A 12,286-nucleotide genomic window follows, 5' to 3' on the forward strand; every position below is an offset into this window, starting at 1 on the left:
CATAGATTAATAGGAGGGTAAATAAAATGAAGAGAGCATTAATTTTTCAAGGTGGCTGGCAAGGTCATGAGCCGGAGAAGGTTGCAGCAATATTGGCAAGACTATTAAAGGAAGAAGATTTTGATGTAAAAATCACTGATACATTAGATACTTTAAAAGAGGATGACCTGACTCAATATGATTTGATTGTTCCTAACTGGACGCAAGGAACAATTGAGCAAGACCAGTTACAGCCATTACTAAAGGCTGTAGAAACAGGAACTGGGCTTGCAGGATTGCATGGCGGAATGGGAGATAGTTTCCGGATGGAAGTAGACTATCAATTTATGGTTGGCGGCCAATGGGTTGCACACCCTGGAAATGATGGGGTGGAATACCGTGTAAACATTGTAGATCCCGATCATCCGCTCACAGAAGATATGGAAGATTTCACTGTGAAATCAGAACAATACTATATGCATGTGGATCCGGTAGTGAAGGTTTATGCAACAACCCGATTTCCGGTAGCGGAAGGTCCTTATCAAACAAATGGTGAAGTAGATATGCCTGTAGTATGGACGAAAAAGTGGGGGAAAGGCAAAGTATATTATTGCGGTTTAGGACATGTCGCAGAGATAGTCGAAATGCCGGAAGTGTTAAAATTAATGCGAAAAGGCATGGTGTGGGCGAGCCGATAACGGGAGGAGCAAGAATAGTGAAAAAGTTAAATGCAGGAATTATTGGTTGTGGAAATATTAGCAAAATATATTTAGAGAATGCTGGCAGGTTTCAAAATTATCAAATTCAGGCAGTTGCTGATCTTGTATTAGAGAGAGCACAAGCACGCGCTGATGAATTTCAGGTTCCAAAAGAATATACAACAGATGATTTATTAGCAGATCCGGAAATTGATTTAGTGATTAATTTAACCATTCCTGCTGTCCATGCAGAGATTGCCATCAAGGCATTGGAAAATGGGAAGCACGTCTATGGAGAAAAGCCATTAGCTGTCACAAGAGAAGATGCCAAGAGAATAATAGATGTTGCCAGAGAAAAAGAGCTGTATATTGGCAATGCACCTGATACGTTTTTAGGCGCAGGAATTCAGACATGCAAAAAACTGATTGATGACGGCATGATTGGTGAGCCAATATCTGCAACCGCTTTTATGATGGGGCCAGGTCATGAAAGGTGGCATCCAGATCCGGCGTTTTATTATCAGGTTGGCGGTGGACCAATGTTTGATATGGGTCCTTATTATTTAACCGCTCTCATCGCTTTAATGGGTCCAATTAAACGTGTCACAGGTTCAGCACAGACAACATACAAGGAACGAACAATTACAAGCAAAGAGAAGTATGGAGAGAAAATTCAAGTGGAAACACCAACCCAGATTAATGGTGTGCTTGATTTTGAAAGTGGTGCTGTTGCCTCTATTATTACAAGTTTTGATACATGGCACCACCGTTTGCCACACATCGAAATTTATGGAACAGAAGGCAGTCTGGTCGTACCAGACCCGAATACCTTCGGAGGACCTGTTTTTCTAAGGAAAAAAGATGACAGAGAGTGGCAGGAAATTGCGATGACGCATGGATTTGCTGATAACAGCCGTGGACTTGGTGTGGCAGAAATGGCTGATGCTATTATACAAAAAAGAAAAGCGAGAACGGATGGTGAGCTTGCTTATCATGTGCTGGATGTTATGCACGGGATCCATGATGCCTCCGATCAGGAAAAACATTATTATACGATCAGCAGCTGTAAACAGCCAGAACCTTTGCCAATTGGAATAGAAGAAAGTAATTTTTCAACTAAATTGAAAGGGTAAGGTGATGTAAATGGAATCAGGAAAAAGTAAATCTGTTCGTGTCGGCATGATTGGTTATCAGTTTATGGGGAAAGCGCATAGCCATGCTTATCGTGATTTGCCATTTTATTTTGATAATCCGTTAAAGCCGGAATTAAAAGTAATTGCAGGACGAAATGAAGAAGCTGTTAAAGCAGCACAAGAGAAATTTGGCTGGGAAGCGTACGAAACGGATTGGCGGAAAGTGATTGAAAGAGAGGATATTGATGTTATCGATATAGTCACACCAAATCATACCCATGCAGAAATCGCAATTGCTGCAGCAGAAGCTGGCAAGCATATTATTACAGAAAAGCCATTAGCTTTAACTGTTGAAGAAGCTGAGCAAATGCTTGCAGCTGTGAAGAAGAATGGTGTCAAGCATATGATCTGCCATAACTACCGGTTTGTTCCGGCAGTTCAGTTTGCCAAAAAGTTAATTGATCAGGGGAAAATTGGTCGTGTCTTCCATTATCGTGCGAATTATTTACAGGATTTTATTATTGATCCGAACTTTCCGCTTGTCTGGCGCCTGAAGAAGGAGGTATCTGGTTCTGGAGCATTAGGGGATATTGGTGCACACAGTTTAGATATGGCACGGTTTCTGATAGGTGAGTTTACCGAAGTCAGTGCAACAATGGAAACCTTTATCAAACAAAGACCGATTGGTGAAATGACTGGTGGTTTAAGCGCAAAAGGTGATGCCAGTAAGATGGGGGAAGTAACCGTGGATGATGCGGTCGCTATTATTGCCCGATTTGAGAACGGAGCACTTGGTACATTTGAGGCAACCCGTTTTGCAGGTGGAAACCGGAATAAAAATAAATTTGAAATCAATGGGGAAAAAGGGTCGATCCGCTGGGATATGGAAAATATGAATAACCTTGAAGTATACTTTGCGGATGATAAGGAAGGTGAACAAGGATTCCGTTTGATCAATTGTACGGAAGAGGTGCATCCGTATGCAGGAGCTTATTGGCCAGCAGGACATATCATCGGTTATGAACATACATTTATTCATTTAGTTGATGAATTTTTCCGCGGGTTAGCAGAAGATTATCAGCCGACACCGAATTTCGAAGATGGAGTTAAAAATCAAATCTTACTAGAGGCTATTGAAAAATCCGCAGAGGAAAGACGCTGGGTTAAGATCGAAAATGAACGAATTAGCTAATAAGAGAAGACGGCAAATTTTATCAAAGCCCTCTGTAAACTAACTGCTTTTTCTCCTGATAGCACAAGACCGGGCAGAAATATGCCCAGTCATCTTTCTAAAAAAGCCAGGCATATTAGCCTGGTTTTTCTGTTTTGCTCTTTTTTTTCGGATAAATAATAATCATTCGATACATTAGCACATAAAGCCAGAGTATACTGATCAACACAGCAATATTATTGGAAACTGGTAAATAAAAGAGAATATGATAACAAATTAATGGAAACAACAAAGCAAAGCCAGTCATTTTCCAAAGCTGCTGGTATGCGAGCTTTCGATGTAAAAATGTTCGAATAATAAACGCTGGAAATGCAAGCACAGAAATACTTGCAATAACAAGAAACATCATCAGAAAAGGATAGGAAACAATAACTTGCAATAGAAACTGCGAATAGCTTAAAACCGATTCATCAGCCTCAAATGTGATGATATTTAAAATGACATTTGGCAGGAAAGTAATAAAAAATAATAAAAAAAGATAAACAAGTGTATCTCTCATACTGACACGATTTAATTGAAATAATGCTTCTTTTCGTGGGAGTTTGGCACAATTTTTAATAATGGAAATAAGAATCATTGACTTCCTCCACCATCACTATTCTTTATCAATTTTCCGGTAGCCGCTATTAAAGTAAAGAATAGGGTTGCCTTCATCTTCAGATAATTCGATTTTATCAACACTTGCAATTAAAAGAAGATGATCACCTGCTTCTACCTGATTGACAACGGTACAAGCGAGCGTTCCCAGACTGCCAGGAATTACAGGTACACCATCTACCTCTGAAAAGTCATGGAATTCTTTTTCTATTTGCTTTGCGAAAATCATGGAAATCTCCTGTTGCTCTTCTCTAAGAATACTGATTCCAAATCGCTTAATTTTTTCAGCATTTTTATAAAAATGTGTCCGCTGGTCAAGGGAAATGGTGATTAACTGAGGCTCAAGGGATACAGACATAAAAGCATTGACTGTCATGCCTTGTATTTCATCATCAAACGTTGTTGTAACAATGGTAATTCCAGTAGCAAATTTGCTCATTGCTTTGCGGAATTGCTGTGAACTCATGTACATCTTCCTCCTAGTTTAGAAATCTGTTAGTATATTTTAACATAGTCAGCCAGGAAAACTCCCGCTTGAATCGTTTGAAGGCTAAGCCAAACGATGAAGGGGAGTTAAAATGGCTTGCTGTCGTACTGTTAGACTGATAAGCTCTTAAGCTTCTTCTTCATATTCATAGGTGACTTCTTCCAAGTCCTCATCAAATGTGACAATTAAGTGATATCCTTTGAAAAACCAGGCATCTGTTGTATCGATAAAGAAAGTAATTCCTTCTTTTTCAGTTGAAGCAAAAACTTCACCTGGCTCTTCTTTTACTTGAAATGCTAAAGAGAAACCTTCATGAATAGGACTGGAACCGCCGTATTTTGCCTGGAACTTTACAGTGTCACCATCTTTAAGCTCCACTTCCTCTTTAAACCAGTGCAGTGCTTTATCCGTTACTTTTATTTCCATTCCTTTCACTCCTTATATCCTATTATAAAAATATGCTCATGACATCCAATTATTTATTAATACCTATTATTACAATAACTCTTTATTAGCGGAATGTGTAATAATTTGTTTTTAAATGAGAAAAGAATACTAGAGGTTTTGTCATTCTAATCGATTAATTTAAATAATGCTAGTTCTCCATTGAGGGTAATACTCGCTTTGACCATGGAAAGTGCGACATCTGCTTAATTCAAAAGTAATTACGGAATGTCTTCTCTTTATTGTTGACACAAATAATCCGGACGAGTTCATAATCGACCGGATTGTAGTACGGACAAACTGCTATTGTCCCATCCTATAGAATATTGTCAGCTGCCTAACTCTCAACAGATGCTTTTTTTGTTATTTGCTAGAAATTATTAAACAGAATATTATTTTCTAAATGGATATGCTGAAAGGTGTTATTTTCTAATTCCTGAAGACGGGCATACGTCAGGCGATAGGAATTGCAGGCACCTTCTGGCAGTTCATAGTTGTTAGTCAATTCGTTCATTTCTTTTAACAGGTTACCAACATGGTCATGGTCTTCTTCCATCGTTTCATTTAATAACCGGATTTTTTCTGCCGTTTGTGGATCTTTTGTTTTTTCATATTCTTTAATTAATGGAAATAAATCGTTTTCTTCCTCAATCATATGTGCTTCCATTTCCATTTGGAACATATGATATAATTTGTGTAATTTTTCGAGATGGGGGTGATTCGCTCCATGTACTCTGTAAATCTTTGTAACAAACTGATTTAATGGTGGTAATTCATTTTGCAAGTATTGGTGATGATTTTGCAAAATGTGATCAACAAGCTCAGAGTCGCTGATTTCATCCCAGTTTACTTGTTTATTACCTGCATCAAGCCATTCTGCATAAGACTGATTAATTGTTGATAAGAGGGACTGGATATCTACTTTACCTTTTTTCTTTTCATTCACAACAGATAATGGCTGGTCACCGCCACAACAAAAGTCTATTTTTGCTTGTTTAAAAAAATCACTCGCTTTTGGGAATGCTTTTACAATAGCCGCTGGCGTATCAGTTAATTGGAAAGTTGTCATTTTGATTACCTCCTTATTATATCTATAACAATAGCAAACTTCACAAAAATCTAATGTGATTCATATCACATACCCGGGAAATGTACGAAATTTTCAATTATCTTCAGTCTTTGTTATACTTATAGTGCGTGTTCAAAAGCCGGCAAATTAGAAGCAAGAAGGTTGAGGCGGTGCAGTGAGGAGCCTCGGAACGTATGGTTTGAATACGTGAGAAGCGGACTCGCAAATCAACGAAGAGATTCGCCGCTTATCATTTGATGGCTTTTTGAACATCCTCTACTAGTGCGTGTTCAAAAGCCGGCAAATTAGAAGCAAGAAGGTCGAGGCGGTGCAGTGAGGAGCCTCGGAACGTATGGTTTGAATACGTGAGAAGCGGACTCGCAAACCAACGAAGAGATTTGCCGCTTATCATTTGATGGCTTTTTGAACATCCTCTTATAGATGAGTAGCAAAACCTGTAATAAGAATTAATCAAAGGGGGTCTACTGATGGCGGTTAAACATACAAACTTCCGTGGGGATGAATATTTTCTTCATGTAAGAAAAACAAGCAAAGGAAATCCAAGTTATTATTTTAAAAAAGATGATGATATTACAGAAGTTGAGGAAATTCCTGAAGGATATGAAGTGTATGAACACCCAAATGGCAGAGTTTACTTAACAAAAAAAGCAAACAAGAGAATTAATGATAAAGAAATAAAAATATTGGATGAAGCTATGAAAAAACACAGTCCGATCAAAGATTATAAATTGGATGTGAAACGGGACAGAGTCTACATCTTCACTTACGAAAATCCATTTTCCGTACATGAAATTCCTGCTGTTGTTGAGGTATTATCAGATCCAAAATATAAAACCTATGAAGAAAAGCTATGTTTTACCCTGGTTGATAAAGAAACAAGAGAGTTTCAGGTAGAGAGAAGAACATACATAGGTGAAAAATATGGACAATGGCTGTATTTGGAAATGTCAGGTGATTTAAAAAAAATAGCGGAACATTATGTTCAATACTTGGGCAAGGAAGAATTCTTTGAACTAGAATAACGAAGCTTGAATAATAGCAAGCTTCTTTTTTTTATTTGACCTATTGAATTATTCTATGTTATCAAGTGCTTTAATTAACTCACTAAAATGTGGCTTGATGATAAAATCCTTTGCTCCATATTGTAAAGCTGAAATCACATTACTGCGTGTCGCTAGAGAAGAAGATATAATGACATTTGCATGTGGATCGAGCTCCATAATTTTCTTTAATGCGTCTAAACCATTTGATTTAGGCATGATAATATCCAGTAATACAATGTCAGGCTGGAGCCTCTGGTACTGCATAACAGCATCTAAACCATTCTTTGCTTCACCAATTACTTTATAGGGATGTTTTTCGATGATTTGCTTTAGCCATTTACGCATAAAGGTGGAGTCATCGGCAATAAGTACGGTTTTTTTCATAGTTGGACTCCCTTAAATTATTTCATTCTTGTTTATTGGTATCATTATTTTACTTTAAAATTTAGCTGAAGTGAAGAAAATTCGATAAAATTCTACTCTTTTCTTATTGTTTCGTATTAGAAAAACTCATATTCGCTTGCGGACTTCAAATTATCTACTATGTCAAACAGAACTTTTTCCAAAAGGTAAAAAAAGAAGCCTGAAAAACAGGCTTCGCAATGTGTTATATTAAATATAATAAAGCTTAAAGTTAATATCCTGGTCATGGTTACCAAACCCTTGACCAAATAATGTAACTCCTCCGATATTTTCGGCATCCTCTTTTACTTCTACTCTTAATTTCCAACCGTCCGTTTTTGTATCCAGATCATTTATCGTAACATCAGATAATGGTTCACCATCCATATATGTACCATGTGTAGTAATCCGAATGGTCTTTAACAACCCATATTGATTAATATTACTTGGCCACCATTCAGGAGTGAATTTTCCTCTTGTATCAGCAAAATCTCCAGGGCTTACCCATGTGCCCAGTTCGATATCGTTTAACGAAAACGTTATATCAGAAGGCCATACTTCATTGGAAAAAGGGAATTCAGATGATATTTCAAAACTGATATCAAACTGCTGCAGTTCATCACCACTTTTAAGAAAGTTAGGCGTTTTGTACTCAATAAACCCTTGTGTAAACCACAAAATCCTTGCATCCATTCTTTTAGGATCCATAAAATATTTCGAATCATCCACTGGTCCTACAAAATCTTTGCTTGTCGCAATCCCACATGTCGGCAATACAAAATAGTCGGTGTAATGGCCTACAGGTACAGATGTTTCGTAAGTTGCAAATGAATGATAAATCTTTTTAGGGAAATTAATTTCGATATGATCAATTTTTAGGATGGAAATTCGTTGAAGACCAGATTTCCCTGGAATCTTTTCTGTTCTGATAATGCCCGCTTTCTCTAATTTCTCTATATGTTTTGTCACAATCGGACTGCTAATCCCTAAAGATGAGGATAGTTCTTTGATGTTCATCTTATTTCGAGATAACAGGTGAATAATTTGAATTCTAACCTCACTTGCTAACGCTTCATAAACAGGCAAGGAAGACTTATCTATTTCTAATTGCATGTTGATCAACCACTTTCTCTCAAATTAATGATGTAGAACAATATTGTAATTATGACACACATAGGTGTATTAATCTATTATACCATTCCAATGTAAAAAAACAGAGATAAGTTAATTAATTTGTTTAAAAAAGTTTTTTTGTGTGGAATGGAATTATAAAACCCCCTTTCAAATAGCGAGATTAATGAAAATGTTAAACAAGTTATCAATAACTTTCAGAGGTAATAAAAAAAGTTATTGACTAAGCGGAGGGTAGTATGTATATTTAATATAAATATAAAAGGAAATATTATCAATATTATCCTTTTGATTAATTATAATTGACAGAGGTGGTTGTATTGAATCATGGACATTTATTACGATTCATTCTCTATTCTTTAGTAATGTTTCATGTTATTTCAGGATTTAACATAACAGTACAAGCTGAAGAATCGGATCAGCAAACCGCTAATGACATTGTTGGAGATATTCGGATACTTGATGAGAAATACAGTTCGTATATTCAAAACGAGGAAATGAATGTATACGAAGGTGATCCAATTATTCTTAATGATGTAAGCGGTTTAGTTGAAGGGCGAGAACTTATAAGTACATTTCGGTCAGAAGAAGTGATACAGATTAATCCTGCAGGTGAAGCAGAAATTATTATTACTGCACCTGAAAAAGCTCTCTACCAAATAGGGTTGCAATACTTCATTGAAGGGGAGCAAATATTACCTTCCCAATTGGAAGTAGAGGTAAATGGAGAAATTCCTTTTTATGAATTAAGAAATATTGTCTTTGAAAGCAAATGGGAAAATCCAAAAGAATGGAGCAAAGACAAATATGGGAATGAAATTGTCCCGCAGCCAGTTAAGGTTGATGAATGGCAGACGAAGTTCCTGATTGATTCAAGTTACCGGAATAGTGATCCGTTTTTAATCCCGTTGGAAGAGGGGGAGAATACACTGACCCTCAAATTAACAGAAGGTAACCTGTTATTTAAGCAAGTGATTCTCCAAGGTCCAACAGAGTTAAAACCATTTGAAGAACAGAATGTAGAGGGAAATGAGTATATCGAAATAGAGGCAGAAAGACATACATACAAAAATGATTCTTCTATACGATCTGCTGGTTCGTACAATTTTGATCTAACACCATATGATACCAGTGATATTGTCCTCAATCATATCAATGCAGATTCTTTTAAAACAGCAGGCCAAAAACTGTTTTATGAAGTTGAAGTAAACGAGAGCGGTTACTATTATTTAGGCGCTCATTATGATCAAAGTGCAAAACCTGACTTTCCTGTTTTTATGAACATTTATATCAATGAGAACATTCCTTTCCAGGAGTTTAAGAACTATCCAATCAGCTATACAACGAATTATACAAATATGACCTTTTCTGCTGAAGATGAACCTATACCTGTTTATTTAGAAAAGGGTAAAAATACGATAAGTCTGGAATTAAGTTTGGATCCCATTAAGTCGACTATCGAACAGGTAGAACAGTTAAGTGCAGAAATTCAGGCATTATCTCTGGAGCTTACTAATTTAGTAGGACCAAATGTTGACCGTAATCGGGATATTGACATTGAATCATACATTCCGGGTACAGAGGAACTGTTAGTTAGCTGGGCTGATCAAATGAAGGCGCTTTATAATGAAATGAAAGCGTTCAATCCGAATGCTGAAGAAATCGGTACTTTCTCTTCGCTGGTCATTGCAGAAGAACAATTAAGAAGCTTAGCGGAAGATGTAGATAAACTGGTTGTCCGGAAAAATGAACTGTCGACAGGTACTAACTCGATTACAGCACACCTTGGAAACTTGCTTCAGGAAATGAATAATAACGGTGTTGCAATAGATAAATTATATTTTTATCAAAATAAAGGAGATATAAGTACAGGTGCAGGTTTTTTTGCTAAACAATTTGCCAATATAGAGCGATTATTTACATCGTTTGGAGATCAGGATTATACGGTTAACAATGTGAATGAAGAACATTTACAAGTATGGGTAAACAGACCGCGTCAATATATTGAGATTATGCAGCAGCTTATCGACGAACAGTTCACAGCGGAAACTGGCGTTAAAGTTGATCTGTCCATTATGCCTGATCAAAATAAATTAATTTTGGCAAATGCAGCAAATGAAGCACCAGATGTTGCTTTAGGTGTAAATTATGCCTTACCTTTTGAAATTGCCATTCGTGGTGCACTCCAGGACCTTAGCCAATTAGAAGGATATGAAGAAGTTGTTCAAGTATATCCTGAGGGGATGCTCACACCGGCAAAAGTGCAAGGTGGTGTCTATGCTTTACCTGATACGATGAATTTTTGGGTATTATTCTATCGTACAGACATCTTGGAAAGATTGGGGTTAGCAATTCCAGAAACTTTAGACGAAGTAAAAACATACTTACCTGAATTACAGCGGAAAGGGATGAATTTCTTCTATCCTACTGCAGGTATGCCAGGGATGAAAATTTTTGCGGGGACAATGCCAATTATATATCAGAATGGCGGAAGATTTTATGATGAAACAATTGATAATACGCTATTGAATGAAAACGGTACCATTGAAGGTGTGAGGGAATTAACAGAATTATTTACGATTTATAATGCTCCGTACGATGTGCCGAGTTTCTATCAGCAATTCCGGGATGGTTCCCTGCCGATCGGTATTTCCGATTACAATATGTACAACTTAATCGTAAATGCTGCACCAGAAATTGCCAATCAGTGGGAGATAGCCCTTATTCCAGGTAAAGAAAATGAAGCTGGCGAAGTAGAACGCTGGTCTGCAGGTGGTGCAGAAAGCAACATTATGTTTAAAGATACCGGTAAAACAGAAGAGGCTTGGGAATTTATGAAATGGTGGGCAAGTACAGAAGTTCAAGTAGCTTTTGGTAATACGCTGCAGACAACATACGGGAAAGAGTATATGTGGAATACTGCCAATATTGAAGCATACAACGGGCTTCCTTGGTCATCAAGTCATAAAGAAGTAATCCTCTCCCAGGCGGAATGGATTACCGAAGTTCCCCGCGTGCCTGGCAGTTACATGCTGGAACGTGAGTTAAGTAATGCATATAATTCGATTGTTCTGGACGGTGAAAATTTACGTACAGCCATTGATTTGGCAAGTAAACGAGTAAATCGTGAAACAAATCGCAAATTAGAAGAGTTTGGTTTTATGAAGAATGGGGAACTTCTGGAACCTTACTATAATCCGGAAGTAAATACCGAATAAACGGAGGGCAAAGCAATGTATAAAGATAATAAGAGTCCTTATCTCTTTTTGCTCCCATATTTATCAATGTTTTCCTTGTTTATTATCATTCCTGTTGGGATGGCAATCGTATTGTCATTTACTAACTTTAACACAATTGAGAGCCCGGATTTTGTCGGGTTTCTCAATTATATCAATCTGCTGACACAAGATGAGATCTTCATGCAATATGTTTTGCCTAATACGGTGCTGTTCGCCTTGATAGTTGGACCAGGCGGTTACATATTATCTTTTTTACTTGCATGGAGTCTGGCACAATTAACGCCATTACCGCGTATGATTCTGGCCTTAATTTTTTATTCCCCATCGATGACACAGGGTGTGGCGATGGCGGTTGTGTGGAAAGTCATCTTCAGCGGGAACCAGGCAGGATATGTTAATAGTTTATTGATGCAGTGGGGGTTTATTACCGAACCAGTTATCTGGTTACAGGATACAAGATTTATTTTGTTAATCATGATTATTGTCGCATTATGGAGCAGTATGGGAGTCGGGTTCCTGGCCATGCTGGCAGGTGTCTTGAATGTAGATGAATCGCTTTATGAAGCGGCTGCCATTGATGGAATCAAAAACAGATTTCAGGAATTGATCTATATCACCATCCCTTCGATGAAACCGCAAATGTTATTTGGGGCCGTAATGGCGATAGTTGGTACATTCTCAACAGGGGCAATAGGGGTCGAATTAACCGGTTCCAACCCAACGCCGTCCTATGCTGGTCAACTTATCGTGAACCATGTGGAGGATTATGGATTTATCCGTTTTGAAATGGGATACGCTGCCGCACTGTCAGT

General features: G+C 37.6%; 12 protein-coding genes. 6 read left to right on the plus strand and 6 right to left on the minus strand.

The window, feature by feature from the left end; all coding sequences use genetic code 11:
* Positions 1-26: 26 nt before the first annotated feature.
* From F9U64_RS16865 to F9U64_RS16875, 3 genes are read left to right on the plus strand one after another with little or no spacing between them, the layout of a single operon-like run.
* Positions 27-677: a ThuA domain-containing protein gene (locus F9U64_RS16865; protein WP_153406081.1), complete on the plus strand. Its 651-nt coding sequence runs from the start codon at positions 27-29 to the stop codon at positions 675-677.
* A 17-nt stretch (positions 678-694) separates the two neighbouring features.
* The gene (locus tag F9U64_RS16870; RefSeq protein ID WP_194287425.1) at positions 695-1,810 is read left to right on the plus strand and encodes a Gfo/Idh/MocA family protein; all 1,116 of its coding nucleotides are present in this window, start codon (positions 695-697) and stop codon (positions 1,808-1,810) included.
* Between the two features lie 10 nt (positions 1,811-1,820).
* A complete protein-coding gene (locus F9U64_RS16875) occupies positions 1,821-3,002 on the plus strand; it encodes a Gfo/Idh/MocA family protein (RefSeq protein ID WP_153406082.1) in 1,182 nt (393 codons plus the stop codon).
* 115 nt (positions 3,003-3,117) lie between these two features.
* Here F9U64_RS16875 and F9U64_RS16880 read toward each other — a convergent pair whose 3' ends face one another.
* From F9U64_RS16880 to ric, 4 genes are all read right to left on the minus strand, one after another.
* Positions 3,118-3,618, minus strand: coding sequence for a hypothetical protein (locus F9U64_RS16880; RefSeq protein ID WP_153406083.1), 501 nt, complete (start codon positions 3,616-3,618; stop codon positions 3,118-3,120).
* Positions 3,619-3,636: 18 nt separating this feature from the next.
* Positions 3,637-4,104: a flavin reductase family protein gene (locus F9U64_RS16885; RefSeq protein WP_153406084.1), complete on the minus strand. Its 468-nt coding sequence runs from the start codon at positions 4,102-4,104 to the stop codon at positions 3,637-3,639.
* Between the two features lie 147 nt (positions 4,105-4,251).
* Positions 4,252-4,551: a HesB/YadR/YfhF family protein gene (locus F9U64_RS16890; RefSeq protein WP_153406085.1), complete on the minus strand. Its 300-nt coding sequence runs from the start codon at positions 4,549-4,551 to the stop codon at positions 4,252-4,254.
* A gap of 388 nt (positions 4,552-4,939) precedes the next feature.
* A complete protein-coding gene (ric, locus tag F9U64_RS16895; protein ID WP_153406086.1) occupies positions 4,940-5,638 on the minus strand; it encodes an iron-sulfur cluster repair di-iron protein in 699 nt (232 codons plus the stop codon).
* Between the two features lie 488 nt (positions 5,639-6,126).
* Here ric and F9U64_RS16900 point away from each other — a divergent pair, with 488 nt between their 5' ends.
* Positions 6,127-6,681, plus strand: a complete 555-nt coding sequence (locus F9U64_RS16900) for a hypothetical protein (protein WP_153406087.1) — start codon at positions 6,127-6,129, stop codon at positions 6,679-6,681.
* Positions 6,682-6,729: 48 nt separating this feature from the next.
* Here the strand turns inward: F9U64_RS16900 and F9U64_RS16905 are convergent, their stop codons facing one another.
* Positions 6,730-7,086 (minus strand): response regulator, encoded by a 357-nt coding sequence (locus F9U64_RS16905; protein WP_153406088.1) that lies wholly within the window; start codon positions 7,084-7,086, stop codon positions 6,730-6,732.
* A gap of 228 nt (positions 7,087-7,314) precedes the next feature.
* Positions 7,315-8,217: an ArsR/SmtB family transcription factor gene (locus tag F9U64_RS16910; protein ID WP_153406089.1), complete on the minus strand. Its 903-nt coding sequence runs from the start codon at positions 8,215-8,217 to the stop codon at positions 7,315-7,317.
* A gap of 338 nt (positions 8,218-8,555) precedes the next feature.
* Here F9U64_RS16910 and F9U64_RS16915 point away from each other — a divergent pair, with 338 nt between their 5' ends.
* Both F9U64_RS16915 and F9U64_RS16920 read left to right on the plus strand, forming a co-directional pair.
* Positions 8,556-11,453 (plus strand): extracellular solute-binding protein, encoded by a 2,898-nt coding sequence (locus F9U64_RS16915; protein ID WP_153406090.1) that lies wholly within the window; start codon positions 8,556-8,558, stop codon positions 11,451-11,453.
* A 15-nt stretch (positions 11,454-11,468) separates the two neighbouring features.
* The coding region (locus F9U64_RS16920; RefSeq protein WP_153406091.1) for a carbohydrate ABC transporter permease at positions 11,469-12,286 on the plus strand (818 nt) is incomplete at its 3' end.

The organism is Gracilibacillus oryzae, assembly GCF_009498735.1.
Taxonomy (GTDB): domain Bacteria; phylum Bacillota; class Bacilli; order Bacillales; family Amphibacillaceae; genus Gracilibacillus; species Gracilibacillus oryzae.